At 69.3% G+C, this 22303-nt stretch carries 21 protein-coding genes; 14 read left to right on the top strand and 7 right to left on the bottom strand.

The window, feature by feature from the left end; all coding sequences use genetic code 11:
* Positions 1–6: 6 nt before the first annotated feature.
* The 4 genes from HWX14_RS32335 (at position 7) to HWX14_RS32350 (ending at position 4330) form a co-directional block, all read left to right on the top strand.
* Entirely contained in the window at positions 7–675 is a 669-nt protein-coding gene (locus HWX14_RS32335; RefSeq protein WP_175886243.1) for a TetR/AcrR family transcriptional regulator, read from the top strand.
* Positions 676–884: 209 nt separating this feature from the next.
* On the top strand, positions 885–2039 hold the full coding sequence (locus HWX14_RS32340) for a pyridoxal phosphate-dependent aminotransferase (RefSeq protein WP_175886244.1): 1155 nt from the start codon (positions 885–887) through the stop codon (positions 2037–2039).
* Positions 2040–2095: 56 nt separating this feature from the next.
* The gene (locus HWX14_RS32345; RefSeq protein WP_006477297.1) at positions 2096–2884 is read left to right on the top strand and encodes an ABC transporter substrate-binding protein; all 789 of its coding nucleotides are present in this window, start codon (positions 2096–2098) and stop codon (positions 2882–2884) included.
* A gap of 15 nt (positions 2885–2899) precedes the next feature.
* Positions 2900–4330, top strand: a complete 1431-nt coding sequence (locus tag HWX14_RS32350; protein ID WP_175886245.1) for an FAD-binding oxidoreductase — start codon at positions 2900–2902, stop codon at positions 4328–4330.
* 45 nt (positions 4331–4375) lie between these two features.
* On the opposite strand, the gene HWX14_RS32355 is transcribed toward HWX14_RS32350, so the two are convergent.
* From HWX14_RS32355 to HWX14_RS36815, 4 genes are all read right to left on the bottom strand, one after another.
* A complete protein-coding gene (locus HWX14_RS32355) occupies positions 4376–4948 on the bottom strand; it encodes a PadR family transcriptional regulator (protein WP_175886246.1) in 573 nt (190 codons plus the stop codon).
* A gap of 68 nt (positions 4949–5016) precedes the next feature.
* On the bottom strand, positions 5017–5448 hold the full coding sequence (cadR, locus tag HWX14_RS32360; protein WP_006477300.1) for a Cd(II)/Pb(II)-responsive transcriptional regulator: 432 nt from the start codon (positions 5446–5448) through the stop codon (positions 5017–5019).
* Positions 5449–5485: 37 nt separating this feature from the next.
* Positions 5486–5839: a hypothetical protein gene (locus HWX14_RS36685; RefSeq protein WP_244130389.1), complete on the bottom strand. Its 354-nt coding sequence runs from the start codon at positions 5837–5839 to the stop codon at positions 5486–5488.
* Positions 5812–5940 carry a hypothetical protein gene (locus tag HWX14_RS36815; protein ID WP_269113964.1) on the bottom strand — a complete coding sequence of 43 codons (129 nt, stop codon included), beginning with the start codon at positions 5938–5940 and terminating at the stop codon, positions 5812–5814. The genes HWX14_RS36685 and HWX14_RS36815 overlap by 28 nt, the downstream gene beginning before the upstream one ends.
* A 4-nt stretch (positions 5941–5944) precedes the next feature.
* On the opposite strand from HWX14_RS36815, the gene HWX14_RS32365 reads away from it, so the two are divergent.
* Positions 5945–8053 carry a heavy metal translocating P-type ATPase gene (locus tag HWX14_RS32365; protein WP_244130390.1) on the top strand — a complete coding sequence of 703 codons (2109 nt, stop codon included), beginning with the start codon at positions 5945–5947 and terminating at the stop codon, positions 8051–8053.
* A gap of 10 nt (positions 8054–8063) precedes the next feature.
* A complete protein-coding gene (locus HWX14_RS32370; protein WP_175886248.1) occupies positions 8064–8420 on the top strand; it encodes a zinc ribbon domain-containing protein in 357 nt (118 codons plus the stop codon).
* A 159-nt stretch (positions 8421–8579) separates the two neighbouring features.
* On the opposite strand, the gene HWX14_RS32375 is transcribed toward HWX14_RS32370, so the two are convergent.
* A complete protein-coding gene (locus HWX14_RS32375; RefSeq protein WP_175886249.1) occupies positions 8580–9461 on the bottom strand; it encodes an AraC family transcriptional regulator in 882 nt (293 codons plus the stop codon).
* Positions 9462–9740: 279 nt separating this feature from the next.
* Here HWX14_RS32375 and HWX14_RS32380 point away from each other — a divergent pair, with 279 nt between their 5' ends.
* From HWX14_RS32380 to eutC, 4 genes are all read left to right on the top strand, one after another.
* Positions 9741–11204 carry a mechanosensitive ion channel gene (locus tag HWX14_RS32380; RefSeq protein WP_175886250.1) on the top strand — a complete coding sequence of 488 codons (1464 nt, stop codon included), beginning with the start codon at positions 9741–9743 and terminating at the stop codon, positions 11202–11204.
* Positions 11205–11437: 233 nt separating this feature from the next.
* Positions 11438–12850: an ethanolamine permease gene (gene eat / locus HWX14_RS32385; RefSeq protein WP_175886251.1), complete on the top strand. Its 1413-nt coding sequence runs from the start codon at positions 11438–11440 to the stop codon at positions 12848–12850.
* A 100-nt stretch (positions 12851–12950) separates the two neighbouring features.
* Positions 12951–14348: an ethanolamine ammonia-lyase subunit EutB gene (locus HWX14_RS32390; protein WP_175886252.1), complete on the top strand. Its 1398-nt coding sequence runs from the start codon at positions 12951–12953 to the stop codon at positions 14346–14348.
* Positions 14345–15142, top strand: a complete 798-nt coding sequence (eutC, locus tag HWX14_RS32395; protein WP_175886253.1) for an ethanolamine ammonia-lyase subunit EutC — start codon at positions 14345–14347, stop codon at positions 15140–15142. The genes HWX14_RS32390 and eutC overlap by 4 nt, the downstream gene beginning before the upstream one ends.
* On the opposite strand, the gene HWX14_RS32400 is transcribed toward eutC, so the two are convergent.
* Positions 15135–16019 carry a LysR family transcriptional regulator gene (locus tag HWX14_RS32400; RefSeq protein WP_175886254.1) on the bottom strand — a complete coding sequence of 295 codons (885 nt, stop codon included), beginning with the start codon at positions 16017–16019 and terminating at the stop codon, positions 15135–15137. The genes eutC and HWX14_RS32400 overlap by 8 nt on opposite strands.
* Positions 16020–16182: 163 nt before the next feature.
* Between HWX14_RS32400 and HWX14_RS32405 the strand changes: the two genes are divergently transcribed.
* A complete protein-coding gene (locus HWX14_RS32405; protein ID WP_175886255.1) occupies positions 16183–17799 on the top strand; it encodes an MFS transporter in 1617 nt (538 codons plus the stop codon).
* A gap of 242 nt (positions 17800–18041) precedes the next feature.
* Here HWX14_RS32405 and HWX14_RS32410 read toward each other — a convergent pair whose 3' ends face one another.
* The gene (locus HWX14_RS32410) at positions 18042–18470 is read right to left on the bottom strand and encodes a pyridoxamine 5'-phosphate oxidase family protein (protein ID WP_175886256.1); all 429 of its coding nucleotides are present in this window, start codon (positions 18468–18470) and stop codon (positions 18042–18044) included.
* Between the two features lie 331 nt (positions 18471–18801).
* Here HWX14_RS32410 and HWX14_RS32415 point away from each other — a divergent pair, with 331 nt between their 5' ends.
* The 3 genes from HWX14_RS32415 to HWX14_RS32425 all read left to right on the top strand — a co-directional run bounded on the left by HWX14_RS32415 (position 18802) and on the right by HWX14_RS32425 (position 22280).
* Positions 18802–20328 (top strand): aldehyde dehydrogenase family protein, encoded by a 1527-nt coding sequence (locus HWX14_RS32415; RefSeq protein WP_175886257.1) that lies wholly within the window; start codon positions 18802–18804, stop codon positions 20326–20328.
* A 178-nt stretch (positions 20329–20506) separates the two neighbouring features.
* A complete protein-coding gene (locus HWX14_RS32420; protein WP_175886258.1) occupies positions 20507–21055 on the top strand; it encodes a hypothetical protein in 549 nt (182 codons plus the stop codon).
* A gap of 208 nt (positions 21056–21263) precedes the next feature.
* Positions 21264–22280, top strand: coding sequence for a helix-turn-helix domain-containing protein (locus HWX14_RS32425; RefSeq protein ID WP_175886259.1), 1017 nt, complete (start codon positions 21264–21266; stop codon positions 22278–22280).
* The last annotated feature ends 23 nt before the right edge of the window (positions 22281–22303 follow it).

Below are 22303 nucleotides of genomic sequence, written 5' to 3' on the forward strand. Positions count from 1 at the left end.
GCAAATATGCCGCCGCGACATGTTCAGGTTCCGGCGCCGCCCGGCTCGCCGGCGGCGCAACCCGCGCCCGCATTGCGCCGCCGGCCGCGCCAGTCGCGCGCGCAGGCGAGCTCCGACGCGCTGCAACAGGCGTTCGTTCAGCTTTTGCTCGAACGCGGCTACGCGAAGGCGACGATCCGCGAGATCGCGGCCGTCGCGGGCGTCAGCATCGGCACGTTCTACGAGTATTTCGGCGACAAGCAGAGCCTCGCGGCGCTCTGCATCCACCGCCGCGTGCAGGCGCTGGCCGACCGGCTGCGCGACACGGCGCAGCGGCTGCACGGCGCGCCGCGGGCCGAACTCGCCGCCGCGCTGGTCGACCTCCAGGTCGACACGATCGCCGCCGACGCGGCGTTGTGGGGCGCGCTGTTCGCGCTGGAGCGGCAGGTGTCGCCGCTGGCCGCCTATCGCCGGCATTACGACGCCTACGTCGCGCTGTGGCGCGACGCGCTGGCTCGCGCGGCCGATCCGCCGCCGTCCGCGCGGCTCGACGGGCTCGCGCGGATGGCCCACACGATCTGCTACGGCGGCCTGTCGCAGGCGCTGCTGACGCTCGGGCCCGCGCTCGATTTCGCCGCGCAGCGCCGCGAACTGCGGGCCGTGCTGCTCGCGTACCTCGCAGAGGCGGACGCCTAGCCTTTCGTAGGGAAAATGCCTGATTTGCATGCGGGGCCTTCGAGTCGGCCGTGCCGTTGCATGCTTCTCCTCGCGAGCCATGAGAAAAATGCATGGCCGCCATGACGAACTTTCGATTGTCCGCCGATATTGGCTCGGGCTAAATCATGCGGCAGATGCGGGGCCGCACATGGCGCGGCCCCGCCCGAAGGACATCAGGAGGAGGAGTCATGCGAAGCGCCACCGCGCCCCGTTCGAAACTGCCCGACGTCGGGACGACGATCTTCACGGTGATCGGCCAACTGGCTGCTCAACACGACGCGTTGAACCTGTCGCAGGGCGCGCCCAATTTCGCGCCCGATCCGGCGCTCGTCGAAGGCGTCGCGCGCGCGATGCGCGACGGTCACAACCAGTACGCGCCGATGGCCGGCGTGATCGCGCTGCGCGAGCGGCTCGCCGAGAAGACCGAGGCGCTGTACGGCGCGCGCTACGACCCGGCGACCGAGATCACGGTGATCGCGAGCGCGAGCGAGGGGCTGTATGCGGCGATCAGCGCGCTCGTGCATCCGGGCGACGAGGTGATCTATTTCGAGCCGTCGTTCGACAGCTATGCGCCGATCGTGCGGCTGCAGGGCGCGACGCCGGTCGCGATCAAGCTGTCGCCCGAGCATTTCCGCGTGGACTGGGACGAGGTGGCCGCGGCCATCACGCCGCGCACGCGGATGATCATCGTCAACACGCCGCACAACCCGACCGCGACCGTGTTCTCCGCCGACGATCTGGAGCGGCTCGCGCAGCTCACGCGCGACACGGGGATCGTGGTGCTGTCCGACGAAGTCTACGAGCACGTCGTGTTCGACGGCGCGCAGCACCAGAGCGTCGCGCGCCACCGCGAGCTGGCCGAGCGCAGCGTGATCGTGTCGTCGTTCGGCAAGTCGTTCCACGTGACCGGCTGGCGGGTCGGCCATTGCCTCGCGCCGGCCGAGCTGATGGACGAGATCCGCAAGGTGCACCAGTTCATGGTGTTCTCGGCCGATACGCCGATGCAGGTCGCGTTCGCGGAGATCCTCGCGCGGCCGGACAGCTATCTCGGCCTGTCGGCGTTCTACCAGGCCAAGCGCGACCTGCTCGCGCGCGAGCTGGCCGATTCGCGTTTCGAGCTGCTGCCGAGCGAAGGCTCGTTCTTCATGCTCGCGCGCTTTCGCCACTTCTCGGACGAGAGCGACAGCGATTTCGTGCTGCGCCTGATCCGCGACGCGCGCGTCGCGACGATTCCGCTGTCGGCGTTCTATACCGACGGCACCGACGCCGGCGTGATCCGGCTCAGTTTTTCGAAGGACGACGCGACGCTGGTCGAAGGCGCGCGGCGGCTGCGTTCGCTGTAAGGCCCATACGGAAACCGGCGGCGGAGACGTCGCATCGACCAGACCCAGGAGATCACATGAAGCACACGGCTACTCTGAAACTCGCGTTCGCACTCGCGTGCGCCATCGGCTCCGGCGCGGCGCTCGCCGATGCGCCGACGCTGCGCTTCGGCCTCGAAGCGCAATACCCGCCGTTCGAATCGAAGGCGCCGAACGGCGACCTGCAGGGCTTCGACATCGACGTCGGCAATGCCGTCTGCCAGACGGCGAAGCTGTCGTGCAAATGGGTCGAGACGTCGTTCGACGGGCTGATTCCGGCGCTGAAGGGCCGCAAGTTCGACGCGATCAACTCGGCGATGAACGCGACCGAGCAGCGGCGCCAGGCGATCGACTTCACGACGATCATCTATCGCGTGCCGACCCAGCTGATCGCGCGCACCGGCAGCGGCCTGCTGCCGACGCCCGAATCGCTGAAGGGCAAGCGCGTGGGCGTGCTGCAGGCGTCGATCCAGGAAACCTTCGCGAAGGCGCACTGGGAGCCGGCCGGCGTCGCGGTCGTCGCGTACCAGGACCAGAACCAGGCGTATGCGGACCTGGTCGCGGGCCGCCTCGACGCGACGCTCGTGCTCGCGCCGTCGGGCCAGCGCGGCTTCCTGTCGCGCCCGGACGGCAAGGGCTTCTCGTTCGTCGGGCAGCCGGTGCACGACGACAAGATTCTCGGCAGCGGCATCGCGTTCGGCCTGCGCAAGGGCGACGATGCGCTGAAGGCGAAGCTCGACGCGGCGATCGACAAGCTGAAGGCGGACGGCACGGTGAAGTCGCTCGGCCTGAAGTATTTCGGCGATATCGACATCTCGACGAAGTAAGCGGGGTCGCGCACGATGCCGACTCCCAACCCGACCGCCGCGGGCAGCGAACCGGGCGGCATGCCGCTGCCGGACGACGCCATCGATGCGGTGCTCGCCGCCGAACTGGGCGACGCACTCGTCACGCGCGCGGCCGATATCGACCCGCGTTACTTCACCGCGTACAACGAGCCGGCCGGCGTGCGGCCGCGCGCGCTGGTGCGCCCGCGCAGCGTCGACGACGTGTCGCGCACGCTCGCGCTGTGCGCGCGGCTCGGCCAGCCGGTCGTGCCGCAAGGCGGGCTGACCGGGCTCGCGCGCGGCGCGGTCGCGCTGGGCGGCGAGGTCGTGCTGTCGATGGAGCGCTTCTCAGGCATCGAGGCGCTCGACGCGGCGGCCGGCACGATCACCGTGCGCGCGGGCACGCCGCTGCAGACGGTGCAGGAGGCCGCGGAAGCGGCGGGTTTCACGTTCGGCGTCGATCTCGGCGCGCGCGGCTCGTGCCAGATCGGCGGCATGCTCGCGACCAATGCGGGCGGCACGCGCGCGATCCGCTACGGGATGATGCGCGAACAGGTGCTCGGGCTCGAGGCCGTGCTCGCGGACGGCACGGTCGTGTCGTCGATGAACCGGATGCTGAAAAACAACGCGGGCTACGACCTGAAGCAACTGTTCATCGGCAGCGAAGGGACGCTCGGCGTCGTCACGCGCGCGGTGCTGCGGCTGCATCCGTTGCTCGCGGCGCCGGCGACGGCGCTCTGCCGCGTGCGCGACTACGATGCGGTGGTCGAGTTGTGGAACCGCATGCGCACGCTGCCGGAAGTCGTCAGTTTCGAGGCGATGTGGCCGGCGTTCTACGACTACGTCGCGCGGCATACGCCCGGTGTGTCGGCGCCGTTCGTCGGCGATGGCGGTTTCGCGGTGTTGATCGAATGCGCGACGAGCGCGCCGGGCGGCGATGCGCACCGGGCGCTGGAAACGGGGCTGGCTGCGGGGTTCGATGCCGGGCTCGTGGACGATGCGGTGCTCGCGAGCTCCGAGCGGCAGGCGCGCGATTTATGGACGCTGCGCGAAGGCCTCGCGATCGATGCGCTGCCCCATCTCGTCAACTTCGACGTGAGTCTGCCGACCGGCGAACTCGGCGCGTTCGCCGAACGCTGCGAGGCGGCGTTGCGCGCGCGCTGGCCAGACGTCACGTGCCTGTTCTTCGGCCATGTCGGCGACGGCAACGTGCATATTGGCGTGTCGCTGGCCGCGATGACCGACGCGGACGCCGATGCGCTCGATCATTGCGTGTACGCGGTGGTGCGCGACATGGGTGGCTCGGTGTCGGCCGAGCACGGGATCGGCGTGCTCAAGCGTCCTTATCTCGCGCACACGCGCAGCGACGCGGAAATCGGATTGATGCGACGCCTGAAGGCCGCGCTGGACCCGCGCGGCATCCTGAATCCCGGCAAGGTACTTTGACGCGGCTGACGCTCGTTGCCGACGTAAAGCGGCCGGCGCGACGCGTCAGCCGTCCACCCAGCGCAGCGCGCCGATCTTCAGGTGTTCGACGACGCTGCGCGCCCAGTCGAGCTCCGCATTGAGCAGCACGAGCGCATGCTCGTTCTGCAGCAGGAACAGGCGCGGCACCTGGTCGGCCTGCGCGGTCGCGCGCAGCGCTTCCAGTCGCTCGCGTTCGGCGTCGAGCCGCGCGATGCGCAACTCGAGCTGGTGGCGCGCATCCTCGGCGTCGAGCAGCGGCAGGAACGCGAGGCCGGCGCCGAACGCGGGAAATTCACGCGCGGGCTCCGCGAGCAGCGCATGCAGCCATGCCTGCCCGGCCGTGTGCCCGGCTTCGGTCAGCGCATACACCGTGCGCTCCGGAAACGCGCCGTCGCGCTCGGTGTCGTGGACCGTGATCAGCCCGTCGCGCAGCAGCCGGTCGATCGTCTGGTACAGGCTCGTGCGCTGCCGCACGTTGACGACTTCGTCGTAGCCGCGGGCCTTCAGTTGTTGCAGCATCCCGTACGGATGCATCGGCGTTTCGGTGAGCGTCGCGAGGACGGCCAGCGCGAGCGGGGACGGGCGGCTCGTAGACATGAATAGTTAAAGTATACCTAGTAAGAATATAACTATTCTCGATCAGAATATCTGATTTGACAAGGGTTTCAGCCGAGGTGCGAGCGCTTCGCGGCCGGCGCGACGGTTTCCATCGTCGCGAGCCCGTGCACGATGCCGCAATCCTCGACCGAATGCTCGCCGACGCACTGACGGCGCAATTCGGTGAGCTGGTCGCGCAGATGCGTGAGTTCCGCGAGGCGCGCATCGACGTGTCCGATGTGATCGTCGAGCAGCGAATTGATCGAATCGCAGCGGTCGGCCGGCGTGTCGGTGAGCCGCAGCAGCGCGCGGATTTCGTCGTGCGCCATGTCGAGCGCGCGGCAGTTGCGGATGAAGCGCAGCCGTTCGACGTGCACGTCGGTGTAGTTGCGGTAGTTCGAATCGGTGCGCTCCGCGTCTGGCATCAGCCCCTCTTTCTCGTAGAAACGGATCGTCTCGGGCGTGCAGCGGGCCGCTTTGGCCAGTTCGCCAATCTTCATGCCTTTCTCCCGTGTAAGGGTTGACCTTGTAGTGGCTTCAGGGTGTTAACTCTACACCGTCAAGCCACGAAAGGAGGTTGTCATGACCGACGCCCAGCGTCCCCACGACCCACGACACCGTCATGCCGGCGGCGCCGATGCCTGTTGCGCCGAGGCGCGCGACACGCAGACGGCGACCGTTGCCGATGCGGTGCCGGCGGCCGGTGAGCGCGCGCACGGCCATGACCACGATCACAGCCACGGGCACGATCACGCCGCGCACGGCGATGCGGGTCATGACCACGATCACGACGAGGCGCGTGACGATACGCATCAACATGGCGCCACGTGTTCGCACGACCACGCCGCGCATGACCATGCCGGTCACGACCACGACCACGACCACGACCACGCGGCCGGCGACTGCTGCGCGCCGGCCGCGCTGACGCTCGCGCCGCTGCCGGTCGCGCAGGCGACCGCGTCGGGCCACGTGCGTTCCGCGTTCCGGATCATGCAGATGGACTGCCCGACCGAGGAAACGCTGATCCGCAAGAAGCTCGGCGGGATGACCGAAGTGTCGGCGCTCGAATTCAACCTGATGCAGCGGATGCTGACCGTCGAGCACGTGCCCGGCGCGCAACCGGCGCTCGAAAGCGCGATCCGCTCGCTCGGCATGACGCCGGAAGCCGCGTCGGCCGATGCACCGGGAGCGCCCATCGCGCCGCCGCCCGCGAAGCCGTGGTGGCCGCTGGCGCTCGCCGGCGTCGCCGCGATCGCGTCCGAAGGCGCGACCTGGGCCGGGCTGCCGGTGTGGCTGTCGGCGGCGCTCGCGCTCGCCGCGGTGCTCGCGTGCGGGCTCACCACGTACAAGAAAGGCTGGATCGCGATCCGCAACGGCAACCTGAACATCAACGCGCTGATGAGCATCGCGGTGACGGGCGCGATGGCGATCGGCCAGTGGCCGGAAGCCGCGATGGTAATGGTGCTGTTCACGATCGCCGAGCTGATCGAGGCGAAGTCGCTCGACCGCGCGCGCAATGCGATCCAGGGGCTGATGCAGCTCGCGCCGGATACCGCGACCGTGCAGCAGGCCGACGGCGCGTGGCGCACGATCGAGGCCGCGCAGGTCGCGCTCGGCGCGGTCGTGCGCGTGAAGCCGGGCGAGCGGATCGGGCTGGACGGCGAAGTCGTCGCGGGCCGTTCGACGGTCAACCAGGCGCCGATCACCGGCGAGAGCCTGCCCGTCGACAAGACGGCCGGCGACGCCGTGTATGCGGGCACGATCAACGAATCGGGTTCGTTCGAATACCGCGTGACGGCGGTCGCGGCCAACTCGACGCTCGCGCGGATCATCCACGCGGTCGAGGAAGCCCAGGGCGCGAAGGCGCCGACGCAGCGCTTCGTCGACCGGTTCGCGCGCGTCTACACGCCGATCGTGTTCGCGGTCGCGCTGCTGGTCGCGGTGGTGCCGCCGCTCGTGATGGGCGGCGCATGGCACGACTGGATCTACCGCGCGCTCGTGCTGCTCGTGATCGCGTGCCCGTGCGCGCTGGTGATCTCGACGCCGGTGACGATCGTGTCGGGCCTGGCGGCCGCGGCGCGGCGCGGGATTCTCGTGAAGGGCGGCGTCTATCTGGAAGAAGGGCGCAAGCTCGCGTGGCTCGCGCTCGACAAGACCGGCACGATCACGCACGGCAAGCCGGTGCAGACCGACTTCGACGTGCATGCTGACGACGCCGATGCGGCGCGCGTGCGGCACCTCGGCGCGAGCCTCGCGGCGCGCTCCGATCACCCGGTGTCGCAGGCGATCGCCGCCGCGGCCCGAGACGCCGGCACGACGGCATTCGCGGACGTGCAGGACTTCGAAGCGATCGTCGGGCGCGGCGTGCGCGGCACGATCGACGGCACGCGCTACTGGCTCGGCAATCACCGGCTGGTCGAGGAACTCGAGCGCTGCTCGGCCGCGCTCGAGGCGAAGCTCGACGCGCTGGAGCGGCAGGGCAAGAGCGTCGTCGTGCTGGTCGACGCCACGCGCGTGCTCGGCATCTTCGCGGTGGCCGACACGATCAAGGACACGAGCCGCGACGCGATCGCCGATCTACATGCGCTCGGCATCCGCACCGCAATGCTGACGGGCGACAACCCGCATACCGCGCAGACGATCGCGCGGCAGGCCGGCATCGACGACGCGCGCGGCAACCAGTTGCCGGAAGACAAGCTCGCGGCGGTCGAGGAACTGTCGGCGGGCGGCGCGGGCGCGGTCGGGATGGTCGGCGACGGGATCAACGATGCGCCGGCGCTCGCGCGCGCCGACATCGGCTTCGCGATGGGCGCGATGGGCACCGACACGGCGATCGAGACGGCCGACGTCGCGCTGATGGACGACGACCTGCGCAAGATTCCCGCGTTCGTGCGGCTGTCGCGCGCGACGCACCGCGTGCTGGTGCAGAACATCGGCTTCGCGCTCGGCGTGAAGGTCGTGTTCCTCGGACTCACGGTCGCGGGGCTCGGCACGATGTGGATGGCGGTCTTCGCCGACGCGGGCGCGAGCCTGATCGTCGTGGCCAACGGCTTGCGGCTGCTGTCGTCCTCCGGCGCGTTAGGCGGCGCCCAGGTCAAGCGTTGAGGAGCGGACGATGAGTTTTCTGAAACGGATTCTCGGCGGCCACGGCGGCGGCCATGGCAATAGCGGAAACGGGGGACACGGCGGCGGGCATCACGGCGGGTCGCGCCAGGGCGGCCACGATGCGCGCGGCCGCGATCGTCACGGCTGGGGCTGGCAGGCGCCGGCCGACGCGGGCAACGGTGGTCAGGGCGGCAATCCGGCGCTGAGCCAGCTCGCCTGCGCGGGCTGCGGCGCGCTCAATGCAGCCGACGCGCGCTTCTGCGCGCAGTGCGGCGCGGCGCAACGCGGCAAGGCCTGCAGCCGCTGCCATGCGGCGCTGGCGGCCGACGCGCGGTTCTGTCCCGGCTGCGGGACGCAGGCGGCTTGAGGCTCTCCGTGCGTTCGCGCCGGCTGCACATAAGCACAGGCCGGCAAGCTTCGTTCGACGGCCGGCGCACTGGCATGCCCGATGTCGTCCCGGGCATGCCCGCACCGGCAATATCGTCGCGATCCGTTCAGATACACGGCGCCACGACGCACCCGTCGCTCAGCGCAGCGGCAGGTGAATTTCGGTGCGCAGGTCGGCCGGCGCCGTGTCCATCGGCGTATTGAGGTACAACTCGAACGGCGGCGCGTCGGCGGCTTCGCGGCCCGAGTGACGCAGCCAGTCGCCGTACAGCCACTGGTAGGCCGTTTTCAGATCCGCATACGGCCCCATATGCAGCAGCACCGCGTATTCGCCGCCGGCGATCGTCACACGCTCGACCGGCGGCGCGGGCGCGACGTCCGGCGCGCCGTCGGCCGGCACGAAGCACGCTTGCGCGCGCAACTGCGCTTCGGGCGTCGTGTCCGGGTCGTCGTAGAAAATCCCGATCATCTTCGCGCCCGGCCCGATTAGCCCATGCTGCCCGACCCACGCGCCGATCCGCCCAAACGCGTCGCCGACCTTCATGTACGCACCGGTGTGCGCGACCGCGTAGCCGTGCAGTGCCGGCAGGCGCCGGATCTCGACCTCGTGCTTGAACATGTCTTCCTCTCCTCGCTGTAGCGGATAAATCGGCCGGTGGGTGCCGGTGCGCCGGTGCTGCGCGGGCAGCACGCCGTACGCGTCGCGAAACGCCCGCGCGAACGCGTGCGTCGAACCGTAGCCCGCACGCCGCGCGATCTCGTCGAGCGGCCGCGCGGTACAGACCAGATCCTCGGACGCCCGCACGATCCGCATCCGCCGCACCGTCACCACGATCGACTCGCCGTACAGCGCGCGGTAGACGCGCTGCCAGTGATACGGCGACAGGCACGCGATTTCGGCGAGCCGGTTCAGGTCGAGCGGGCCGTCGAGATGCGCGCCGATGTACGCATGGACGCGCGCCACGCTCGCCGCATAGCGCGCCCACGCGGGTGGGTCGGGTTTCGTTTCGGCTGGGGTCATCGGCGTGTCCGGGCTGGAACCGATGCCACGGTAGCACGGGCCGAATGGACAAATCTTGCGGAAATGCGTAGCCGTCTCGCATCAGACCCTTTTTAATTTTCAACGAAATAGGGTCTTGTCCCGCCGAGAAGTAGAACTAAAGTTAAAGACGGTGAAATCGGGTGATCGCGTCATTTTTCTCGGGTAAGTTGCTCGGACGGGGCAGCAGCACGCTTTTCGAATTACGCAGGTCGTTCGTCGATGTTCAATCGCCACACCACGTTTTCGGGAGAAGAAGAAATGGATGCTTCCAGCTTCATCACGTCGCTGCAGGCCACACTAGGCGGATACCTGCCCAAGATCGCCGGCGCGATCGGCATCCTGGTGATCGGCTGGCTGATCGCCGTCGCGGTGCGGGCCGGTGCGCTGCGGCTGCTCAACGCGCTGAAGGTCGATCAGCGGATCACCGACAGCACCGGCCAGGGCGCGTGCGTCGAACGCATCATCGCCGGCGGCCTGTTCTGGCTCGTGCTGCTCGTCACCGCGGTGGGCATCTTCAACGTGCTCAACCTGTATGCGGTGTCCAATCCGTTCTCGCTGCTCGTCACGCACATCGTCAACTACCTGCCGAACCTGATCGGCGGCGCGGCGCTGACGCTGATCGCGTGGCTGATCGCGTCGCTGCTGCGCAGCCTCGCGAACCGCGCGCTGAAGGCGAGCAAGATCGACGCCACGCTGTCCGAAAGCGCCGGCATGCAGCCGATGAGCGGCTATCTCGGCGACGTGCTGTTCTGGCTCGTGATCCTGATGTTCCTGCCGGCGATCCTCGCGTCGTTCGCGCTGTCGGGCCTGCTGTCGCCGGTGCAGGGGATGGTCGACAAGCTGCTCGCGATCGTGCCGAACATCTTCGCGGCCGCGGTGATCGGCTTCGTCGGCTGGATCGTCGCGCGCGTGCTGCGCGGCCTCGTGACGAACCTGCTGGTCGCCGCCGGCGCCGATCGTCTCACGCAAGGAATCGACAGCCCGACGCCGGTGCGCGTGTCGAGCCTGGTCGGCACGATCGTCTACGTGTTCGTGTTCGTGCCGACGCTGATCTCCGCGCTCGACGCGCTGAAGATCGACGCGATCTCGATCCCCGCGACCAACATGCTGAACCAGTTCCTCGGCGCGGTGCCGGACATCGTCGCGGCGATCGTGATCGTGCTCGTCACGTTCTACTTCGCGCGCTTCGTCGCGTCGCTCGCGCAGAAGCTGCTGGAAGCCGCCGGCGTCGACGGGCTGCCGGCCGTGCTCGGCGTCGAGCGCGTGTTCTCGGGCATCCTGCAGCCGTCGGTGCTGGTCGCGCGGCTGATCGTGTTCTTCGCGATGCTGTTCGCGTCGGTCGAGGCCGCGAACCGGCTCGGCTTCACGCAGGTGCGCGACGTCGTCACGCTGTTCATCGAATTCGGCGGCCACGTGCTGACGGGCGGCGTGATCCTCGTGATCGGCGTGTGGCTCGCGGGCCTCGCGCGCCGCGTGATCGAGCAGGCCGACCGCGAGCACAGCGTGCTGTTCGCGCGCATCGCGCAGTTCGCGATCCTCGGCCTCGTGTTCGCGATGGGGCTGCGCGCGATGGGCATCGCGAACGAAATCGTGCAGCTCGCGTTCGGCCTCGTGCTCGGCGCGATCGCGGTGGCCGTTGCGCTGTCGTTCGGCCTCGGCGGCCGGGACGCGGCCGGCAAGCTGCTCGACCGCTGGTTCAACCAGCGCGGCGGCGGCCAGTAAGGCCAGCCGGCACGGCCGATCCGGCCCGCATCGCGCGGGCCGGATCGCCGCCGCCACCCGCGCGGCCGGCGTTTCCGCAAGCGGTACCGCGATCGGTACCGCAAGCGTTTCTGCAAGCGAAATGTCAGCCGCGATCTTTGCCGAATTTCGATAACACGTCGTTTAATGACTCTCTAGCATCGATTCTCAGTCGCGCGGGCCCGCAGGCCCGGCGCCCTTGAGGAGAGAGTCCGATGAAAGCAGAGTCGAATGGCCGGCCCGCCGCCGGCGCCAAGTCCTCCGGCCAGCCCGCGCTGCAGCAGACGCTCGGGACCTGGCAACTGTGGGGCATCGCGGTCGGCCTCGTGATTTCCGGCGAATACTTCGGCTGGAGCTACGGCTGGGCGAGCGCGGGCACGCTGGGTTTCGTGATCACCGCGCTGTTCGTCGCGGCGATGTACACCACCTTCATCTTCAGTTTCACCGAGCTGACGACGTCGATCCCGCACGCGGGCGGCCCGTTCGCGTATGCGCGCCGCGCATTCGGCCCGACCGGCGGCTATCTGGCCGGCGCGGCGACGCTCGTCGAATTCGTGTTCGCGCCGCCCGCGATCGCGCTCGCGATCGGCGCGTACCTGCACGTGCAGTTTCCGGGGCTCGAACCGAAACACGCGGCGATGGGCGCGTATCTCGTGTTCATGGCGCTGAACATCGTCGGCGTGCAGATCGCCGCGACCTTCGAGCTCGTCGTCACGCTGCTCGCGATCTTCGAGTTGCTGGTGTTCATGGGCGTCGTGTCGCCGGGCTTCGCATGGAGCAATTTCGCGAAGGGCGGCTGGTCGGGCGCCGATCACTTCAGCGTGGGTGCGTTCCACGGGATGTTCGCGGCGATTCCGTTCGCGATCTGGTTCTTCCTCGCGATCGAAGGCGTGGCAATGGCCGCCGAGGAAGCGAAGAACCCGAAGCGCTCGATTCCGATCGCGTACGTGGCGGGGATCCTGACCCTCGTGGTGCTCGCGATCGGCGTGATGGTGTTCGCCGGCGGCGCGGGCGACTGGACCAAGCTCGCGAACATCAACGACCCGCTGCCGCAGGCGATGAAGTACATCGTCGGCGCGAACAGCGGCTGGATGCACATGCTCGTGTGGCTCGGGCTGTTCGGGCTCGTCGCATCGTTCCACGGGATCATCCTCGGCTATTCGCGCCAGATCTTCGCGCTGGCCCGCGAAGGCTACCTGCCGGAGTGGCTCGGCAAGGTGCATCCGCGCTTCAAGACGCCGCATCGCGCGATTCTCGCGGGCGGCGTGGTCGGGATTGCCGCGATCTACAGCGACGAGCTGATCCAGTTCGGCGGGCAGACGCTCACCGCGAATATCGTGACGATGTCGGTATTCGGTGCGATCGTGATGTATATCGTGAGCATGGCGGCGCTGTTCAAGCTGCGCCGCTCGCAGCCGAACATGGCGCGGCCGTTCCGCGCGCCGCTGTACCCGATCTTCCCGGCCTTCGCGATCCTGGCGGCGCTCGTCTGCCTCGGTACGATGGTGTATTTCAACGGGCTGGTGGCGCTGGTGTTCGTCGGCTTCCTCGCGGTCGGCTACGCATACTTCCTCGCGACCCGTTCGCAGCGCGCGAGCGCGCCCGGCGACGCGCTGCTGGAGGAGTGAGCGCGGTGACGACGGTGAACGTGAAAGGCCGTTCCTGACGGCATCCGGCGCGCCCCGTCGAACGGGCGCGCCGTCGGCTTTTGGCAAGGAGATTCGAACGATGTCCTATACGGAGACGATCGGTCCGCGCACGTACCGCTTCGCGGACCTGAAGACGCTGCTCGCGAAGGCGAGCCCGCTGCGTTCCGGCGATCAGCTGGCGGGCGTCGCGGCGGCGAGCGAGGAGGAGCGCGTCGCCGCGAAGATCGCGCTCGCGGGCGTGCCGCTGAAGGCATTCCTGAACGAAGCGGTGATCCCGTATGAAGACGACGAGGTCACGCGCCTGATCATCGACGATCACGACGCGCACGCGTTCGCCGAGATCTCGCACCTCACCGTCGGCGATTTCCGCAACTGGCTGCTGTCGCCCGCGGCCGACGGCGCGGCGCTCGAACGGATCGCGCCGGGCCTCACGCCCGAGATGGTCGCGGCCGTGTCGAAGCTGATGCGCAACCAGGACCTGATCGCGGCCGCGAGGAAGCGCCGCGTGGTCACGCGCTTTCGCAACACGGTCGGGCTGCCCGGCCGGATGTCGGTGCGGCTGCAGCCGAACCACCCGACCGACGACGTGAAGGGCATCGCCGCGTCGATGCTCGACGGGCTGATGTACGGCTGCGGCGACGCGATGATCGGCATCAACCCGGCCACCGACAGCCTCGCGGCGATCGTGAAGCTGCTCGCGATGATCGACGGGTTCCGCGAACGCTACGGCGTGCCGACGCAGTCATGCGTGCTTACCCACGTGACCAACACGATCGCGGCGATCGAGAAGGGCGCGCCGGTCGATCTCGTGTTCCAGTCGATCGCCGGCACCGAGAAGGCGAACGCGAGCTTCGGGATCTCGCTCGCGCTGCTCGGCGAGGCGCGCGAGGCCGCGTTGGCGCTGAAGCGCGGCACGGTCGGCAACAACCTGATGTATTTCGAGACGGGGCAGGGCAGCGCGCTGTCGGCGAACGCCCATTTCGGCGTCGATCAGCAGACCTGCGAAGTGCGCGCGTATGCGGTCGCGCGCAAGTTCGAACCGTTCCTCGTGAATACGGTGGTCGGCTTCATCGGGCCCGAATACCTGTACGACGGCAAGCAGATCATCCGCGCGGGGCTCGAGGATCACTTCTGCGGGAAGCTGCTCGGCGTGCCGATGGGCTGCGACATCTGCTACACGAACCACGCGGAAGCCGACCAGGACGACATGGACACGCTGCTGACGCTGCTGGGGGCGGCCGGCATCAACTTCATCATGGGGATTCCGGGCGCGGACGACGTGATGCTGAACTACCAGAGCACGTCGTTCCACGACCAGCTCTACGTGCGCGAGGTGCTCGGCCTGCGCCGCGCGCCCGAGTTCGAGGAGTGGCTGGAGACGATGGAGATCGCCGACGCGCACGGCGCGTTGCGCGCGGCGACGGCACGCGTGCCGCTGCTCGCGGGCGCGAACGACTGGATGGGGATTTCCGCATGAGCGACGCCGTCGAGAAGAATCCGTGGGCGCAACTGAAGTCGTTCACGAACGCGCGGATCGCGCTCGGCCGCGCGGGCAACAGCCTGCCGACCGCGCCGCTGCTGGCCTTCAACCTGTCGCATGCGCAGGCGCGCGACGCGGTGCACCAGCCGCTCGATGCGGATGCGCTGCGGCGCGAGATCGAGGCGGCCGGCCTGCTGCCGACGCTGCGCGTGCAGAGCGCCGCACCGGACCGCGATCACTACCTGCGCCGGCCCGATCTCGGCCGCAAGCTGTCGGACGACAGCCGCGGGCTGCTGGCCGGCTACGGGGCGGCGCTCGACGACGCGCCCGATGTCGTGTTCGTGGTCGGCGACGGGCTGTCGGCATTCGCGGCCGCGAAGCAGGCGCTGCCGCTGTTGCAGGCCGTGCGGCCGCGGCTCGACGCGGACGGCTGGCGGATCGGCCCGGTGGTGGTCGCGACGCAGGCGCGCGTCGCGCTCGGCGACGAGATCGGCGAGCTGCTGCGCGCGAAGGTGGTCGCGATGCTGATCGGCGAACGGCCCGGCCTCAGTTCGCCGGACAGCCTCGGCGTGTACCTGACGTGGGCGCCGAAGGTCGGCTGCCACGACGCGCTGCGCAACTGCATCTCGAACGTACGGCCCGAAGGGTTGCCGCACGCGGCCGCCGCGCACAAGCTGCATTACCTGATGACGCACGCGCGCCGCTTGGGGCTCACGGGCGTCGGGCTGAAGGACGACAGCGACGCGTTGCTGCCGCCGGCGGAAGCGGAGCGGATCGGGGCGGTTACCTGAACAGCCGCTCGCACAGGAAATCGACGAACACGCGCAGCTTCGGCGACAACTGCCGGCTCGACGGCCACACGATCGAGAACTGCCCCGGCGCGATCCGGTAGTCGTCGAGCACGGTGACGAGCGTGCCCTGTTCGAGCGCGTCGCGCGCGAGGAAGTCGGGCATGTAGCCGATGCCGAGCCCCGCGAGCACGGCGCCGCGCAGCGCCTCCATGTTGTTGCAGGTCATCGCGGTGCGCAGCGTGAGCGGCGTGCCGTCGTCGGCCGCGAGCGCCCAGTCCTGCAGCTTGCCGGTGGTCGGGAAGCAGTAGCGCACGCAGTCGTGCGCTTCCAGCTCGCGCGGCGTGCGTGGCGTGCCGGCCTGCGCGAGATACGCGGGCGTCGCGCACAGCACGAACGCGAACGGGCCGAGCCGTCGCGACATCAGGCTCGAATCGGACAGCGGGCCGCTGCGGATCACCGCGTCGAAGCCGCCTTCGACGACATCGACCATCCGGTCGTTGAAATCGAGATCGAGTTCGACGTCCGGATAGCGCTGCCGGAATTCAGGCAGCACCGGCAGCAGGAAGCGGTAGCCGATCACCGGCAGGCTCACGCGCAGCTTGCCGCGCGGGCGCTGCGCGGACGCCGTCACGGTCGCCTCCGCGTCGCGGAAATCCTCGAGGATTCGCTGGCAGCGCTCGTAGAAATGCCGCCCCTCGTCGGTGAGCGTCACGCGCCGCGTCGTGCGATTGAACAGGCGCACGCCGAGCGATTGCTCGAGTTTCGCGATCGTCTTGCCGACCGCCGACGCCGAAATGCCGAGCGCGCGCCCGGCCGCGACGAAGCTCAGCGCTTCGGCGGTACGGACGAACGCGACGATGCCGGTGAGGTTTTCCATCTTTCCATCGAATCGAAGGACGTGCGGTGACGCACGCTGGCAGGTGTATTGCAGAATTTTAGTCCGTTATATGCGGAGCTTTGCGTGGTTTTTCGCGGATTGAATCCGATTTATCTTCTGTCGCTCTGATGGCGCATCCGCGCCGGCTTTTCGAGGAGCGATGATGGATCACCCTGTTTCAGCCGTTTCGGCCCACGCGGCGCGCCGGCGCGCATGGGTGCTGGCCGCCGTCTGCATGGCCGCCGTCGCGCTGCCGCTGTCGTTTTCGGGCGGCGCGGTCGCGACGCCGGCGATCGGCCGCGCGCTGCACGGCAGCCCGGTCGCGATGAACTGGATCACCAACGCGTTCATGCTCGCGTTCGGCAGCTTCCTGATGGCGTCGGGCGCGCTCGCCGACCAGTTCGGCCGCAAGCGCCTGTTCGCGATCGGCGTCGGCGGTTTCACGCTGATGTCGGTCGCGCTCGCGTTCGCGCCGTCGATGCTCGCGGTCGATCTGCTGCGCGCCGCGCAAGGGCTCGCGGCGGCCGCGGCGCTGGCCGGCGGCACGGCCGCGCTCGCGCAGGAATTCGACGGCGCGGCGCGCACGCGTGCGTTCAGCCTGCTCGGCACGACGTTCGGGATCGGGCTCGCGTTCGGGCCCGTGCTCGCCGGCGGGCTGATCGGGCACTACGGCTGGCGCGCGATCTTCGTGACGAGCGCGGTGGCAGGCGCGCTGTCGCTCGTGTTCGGGCTGCCGCGCATGCACGAGTCGCGCGACCCGCATGCGACCGGGCTCGACCGGCCCGGCACGGCCGCGTTCACGGCCGCGCTGACGCTCTTCACGTTCGGCGTGATCGAGGCGCCCGCGCGCGGCTGGTCGAGCCCGCTCGTGATCGCGCTGCTGGCCGGTGCGGCGCTCGGCGCGTGCGCGTTCGTGACGATCGAGACGCGCGTCGCGCGGCCGATGCTCGACCTGTCGCTGTTCCGCATCGCGCGCTTCGTCGGCGTGCAGGTGCTGCCGGTGTCGACCTGCTGCTGCTACATCGTGCTGCTCGTCGTGCTGCCGCTGCGCTTCATCGGCATCGACGGCTTCAGCGAGATCGACGCCGGCTGGCTGATGCTCGCGATCTCCGCGCCGATGCTGGTCGTGCCGCTCGTCGCGGCGACGCTCACGCGCTGGCTGTCGGCCGGCGTGATTTCGGGGCTCGGGCTGCTGGTCGCCGCGGCGGGGCTCGTGTGGCTCGGCATCGCGCTGCGTGGCGGCGCGGGGCCGGCGGCGATCGCGCCGATGCTCGCGATCGGCGTCGGCGCCGGCATGCCGTGGGGGCTGATGGACGGGTTGTCGGTGAGCGTCGTGCCGAAGGAGCGCGCGGGGATGGCGACGGGCATTTTCAGCACGACGCGCGTGGCCGGCGAGGGGATCGCGCTGGCGATCGTCGGCGCGGTGCTGGCCGCGCTCGCGCAAACGGGGCTCGCGCAGGCGGCAGGGGCTGCCGGCATGCCCGACGCGACGCTGCGGGCCGCCGCGCGGCTCGCGACCGGCGATCTCGCGGGCGCGGCTGCCGCGTTGCCGGGCGTCGGTCGTGCGGCGTTGATCGCGAGCTACACGCACGCGTTCGACCGGCTGCTGACCGGGCTGGCCGTCGTCACGGTGCTGTGCGCGGTGGTGGTGTTCGGGTTTCTCGGCGGGCGGGCGGCCGTCGATGAAACGGGCGACGAGGCAGATGGCCGCGCGCAGGCCGGTGCGTCGGCGGCGCGCAGTCGGCGTGAACCGGCGTGTGCGGAGACGAACGGGCGTTGAGGCGGACGGGCATGCGCAAGCCGATGCGTCGGCGGGCAGCTGGCGTGAACCGGCGTGTGTGGAGACGCACGGGCGTTGAGGGTTGCATCGTGGAGCACGGGTGTTTCGATGTTTCGGTGCTCGGTGCTCGGTGCTCGGTGCTCGGTGCTCGGTGCTCGGTGCTCGGGCGCTTCGGTGTTTTGGTCACGGCAGCCGCCGTGCCGGCGTCGTCCGCTCGTTAAAGCCCTACCCGCCGCCGCGCGTCACGCCAGCACGAGCGGCGGCAGCCCCGCATCCGCACGCGCCTCTGCGCATTCCACCTCGATCACCAGATAGCGCAACGCATCCGGCCACAGATGCGCGCGTCCTTGCGCATCCTCGTCGAGCGTCGCACGACCCTGCACGAGCCAGGTCGTCTGACGGACGAAATCGACGAACAGCAGCGCGACGGCCGGATTTACGAGCAGGTTGCCGATCGTGTTGAGCAGGTTGTTGCCCGCGAAGTCGGGCAGCACCAGCGTGCGGCGGTCCGGGATATCGACCAGCGGCGCGAACGAGCCGTCGGCGCGCGGCTGGCGGCCACGATACGAACAGTCGGCGTTGCCGGCCGCGTCGGCGGTCGCGACGATCAGGAAAGCCTGCTCGCGGATGAACGCGATGGCGTCGTCGGTCAGGGGGCCGCGATCGTTCATGGTATCGGTCGGCGCGTGCGCCGTGGCGTGTGAATCCGCAGCAAGCACGCAAGCGACATGCCACGCGGCACGAGGCGCGTGCGCGGGCAGCGCGCCGCCGCGCACTGTGGAAATTCCGAACACCGGCGCCATCGCTGCGCAATCGCGGTGTTCAGAATCGGTACACCGGCCGTGTTGCGTGCATGAACACCGCACGGTGCGAGCGCGCGCCGGCCGCGATCGACGTGTTCCCGTTCCCGCCCGTTCCGTTTGGCACGCATGTTGCATGAACGGGACCAGCGCATTCCAACCGGCGCTGTACTCACACAAGCACGATGAACAGGAGACATGTATGAACCCGTTTGACCTGAAACAACTGGGCCTCGACGTCGAATACCCGTACCGTCAGCAATACGACAACTACATCGGCGGCAAGTGGGTTCCTCCGGTGAAGGGCGAGTATTTCGAGAACGTGTCGCCGATCAACGGCCAGCCGTTCTGCCGCATCCCGCGCTCCGGCGCCGACGACATCGAACTGGCGCTCGACGCCGCGCATGCCGCGCGCCGCAAGTGGGGCAAGACGTCCGTGGCCGAGCGCGCGAACCTGCTGCTCGCCGCCGCGGACCGGATGGAAAAGAACCTGAAGCTGCTGGCCGTGGCCGAGACGATCGACAACGGCAAGCCGCTGCGCGAGACGATGGCGGCCGACCTGCCGCTCGCGATCGACCACTTCCGCTATTTCGCGGGCTGCATCCGCGCGCAGGAAGGCGGCATCTCCGAGATCGACGACAACACCGTCGCGTACCACTTCCACGAGCCGCTCGGCGTGGTCGGCCAGATCATCCCGTGGAACTTCCCGCTGCTGATGGCCGCGTGGAAGCTCGCGCCGGCGCTCGCGGCCGGCTGCTGCGTGGTGATGAAGCCGGCCGAGCAGACGCCCGCGTCGGTGCTCGTGCTGATGGAGCTGATCGGCGACCTGTTCCCGGCGGGCACGATCAACATCGTGAACGGCTTCGGCAAGGAAGCGGGCGAAGCGCTCGCGACCAGCAAGCGGATCGCGAAGATCGCGTTCACGGGCTCGACGCCGGTCGGCAAGCACATCCTGCGCGCGGCGGCCGACAGCCTGATCCCGTCGACGGTCGAACTGGGCGGCAAGAGCCCGAACATCTTCTTCGCCGACGTGCTCGACCAGGACGACGCGTTCCTCGACAAGGCGCTTGAAGGGCTCGCGATGTTCGCGCTGAACCAGGGCGAAGTGTGCACGTGCCCGTCGCGGATCCTGATCCAGGAATCGATCTACGACCGCTTCATCGAGAAGGCCGTCGCACGCGTCGAGCGCATCAGGTCCGGCCACCCGCTCGACCTGCAGACGATGATCGGCGCGCAGGCGTCGCAGCAGCAGCTCGACAAGATCCTGTCGTACATCGACATCGGCCGCGGCGAAGGCGCGCAATGCCTGACGGGCGGGGAGCGCACGGCGCCGGCCGCCGAACTCGGCACGGGCTACTACGTGAAGCCGACGATGCTGCTCGGCAACAACAAGATGCGCGTGTTCCAGGAAGAGATCTTCGGGCCGGTCGCGTCGGTGATGACGTTCAAGGACGAGCAGGAAGCGATCGAACTCGCGAACGACACGTTCTACGGGCTCGGCGCGGGCGTGTGGACCCGCAACGGCACGCGCGCGTACCGGATGGGCCGCGAGGTCGAGGCCGGCCGCGTGTGGACCAACTGCTACCACCTGTACCCCGCGCATGCGGCGTTCGGCGGCTACAAGCAGTCGGGGATCGGCCGCGAGACGCACAAGATGGCGCTGTCGAACTATCAGCAGACGAAGTGCCTGCTGGTCAGCTACCAGGCCGAGGCGCTCGGGTTCTTCTGATCGCCGAAGCCGCGGCGAAGTGTCGGGGCCGGTCGGGCCCGGCACTTCGCGCGGTTCGATTTCCTTGTTCGACGGTCGGCGCCGGTCGCGCTTCGTTGCGCAGCCGGCGCCGGTAACGATTCCGGTCGTCGCGGGCTCGCGGCGGCCTGGTGCGCCCGCGCGTGCGACGGCAACCAGCATGGCAGACCTGCCCCGATCCTTTCCGCGTCACCCGGTATTTCATCCGGGCGAACTCGACGCGCAACACCGCTTCGGCGTCGCCGACGAAGCCGAGCGGATGAGCGACGTCGTGACCACGCGGCTGAGCCTTGGCGTGCGGCAATTCGTCGAATCGCAGCCGTTCATGTTCGTCGGCATGGCATCCGGCGCCGGCGCATCGATGACCTGCGACATCGTGCAGAGCCGGCGCGACGCGAGCGGCGATCTGCTGCCGGTCGTGCGCGTGATCGACACGAAGACGTTGCGGTTCGCGTTGCCGGCCGCGCATGACGGCGACGGCGGCCGGCTCGACGCGGCCGCCTGCGACGGCAGCGGGGTCGGATTGCTGTTCGTCGATTTCGTGCGCGGCCTGCGCTACCGGATCAACGGTCGCGCCACGCTGCGCGCCGATCTGCCGGAAGCGGACGCGGCGCCGTGGGCGGCGGGCAGCGAGATCGTCGAACTGGCGATCGCGCAGGCATACGGCAATTGCGGCACGCGGGTCGTGCGGCTGAAGCCGGCCCGGTAGCCGGCATCCGGGCGCGGGCGGCGGCGCGCATGCGCGGTCGCCGCGCGAATCGCACCGGTGGCGTGCGCGGCATGCCGCCTTCGGGTGCGCCCGCATGGCGCGCATCGGCCGGACAGCGTGCAATGGCGGGCGGCGCGCCGGGCCGTGCGGTTCGGCACGGGACTTGCGTGATACGCAGGGTTCCGCGCAGCAGGTGAGGGAGGGCACGATGGACCAACACGTGGCGTGTACGGAAGAACCGACCGCCGAAGACACGCGGCGCAGCGCGCAGGGCGACGACGCGTTCGCCGGGCAGGCCGTCGTCAGCGTCGCGCACGATGCGGACGAGCAGGCGCGCAACCTGATCGGCTGGCGGCAAACCTACGACCAGCTCGCGGCCGGCCGCTTCGTCGGCACGCTGACCGAGCTGCCGCTCGACACGATGAAGCTGTTTCGCGAATCGACCAGCCACCTGCTGCGCCAGGCGTGCGAAGTGCGCGGCGACGCGTACTGGTTCGGCATCCCGCTCGTGTGCGACGGCTCGGCGCGCGTCGATGCGTGCCGCATCGGCCCCGGCGCGCTCGCGTTCCGGCCCGGCAACGTCGAATTCGAACTCGTGACGCCCGCGCAGTTCTCGATCTACGGCGTCGTCGTGCGCGGCGACGTGCTGCGCCGCTATGCGGAGGAAGTCGAGCGCCGCGCACTGGACGAGCGGCTGTTCACGCAGCGCGTGATGCAGGTCGGCGACGCGCGGCTCGCGCGCCTGTGCGCGCTGCTCGGCCGCCGGCTCGACGGTGCGGTGGCGATGGCTGGCCCGCTGCCCGATGCGCAGCGCGACGACCTGCAGGCCGAAGTGCTGGCCGCGCTGTTCGATGCGTGCGCGCAACCGGCCGACGACGGCAGCGGCGCTGCGCCGTCGACGCGCCGCTGGATCGTCGACCAGGCGCGCGACTACGTGCTCGCGCACCGCACGCGGCCGGTCGGCGTGCCCGAGCTGTGCGAGCAGTTGCACGTGAGCCGGCGCACGCTGCAGTACTGTTTTCAGGACGTGCTCGGGATGGCGCCCGCGACCTACCTGCGCACGCTGCGGCTGAACGGCGCGCGGCGCGACCTGTGCGGGCGCGCGGCCGGCTCGGTGCAGGATGTCGCGGCGGCGTGGGGCTTCTGGCATCTGAGCCAGTTCGCGACCGATTACCGGCGCCTGTTCGGCAAGCGGCCGTCGGAGACGCTGCGCGATCGCGCGTGAGGCACTCGGCAGGGTGAGGCGGG

Origin of the sequence: Burkholderia sp. BCC0044, assembly GCF_902832955.1 — a bacterium.
GTDB lineage: Bacteria > Pseudomonadota > Gammaproteobacteria > Burkholderiales > Burkholderiaceae > Burkholderia.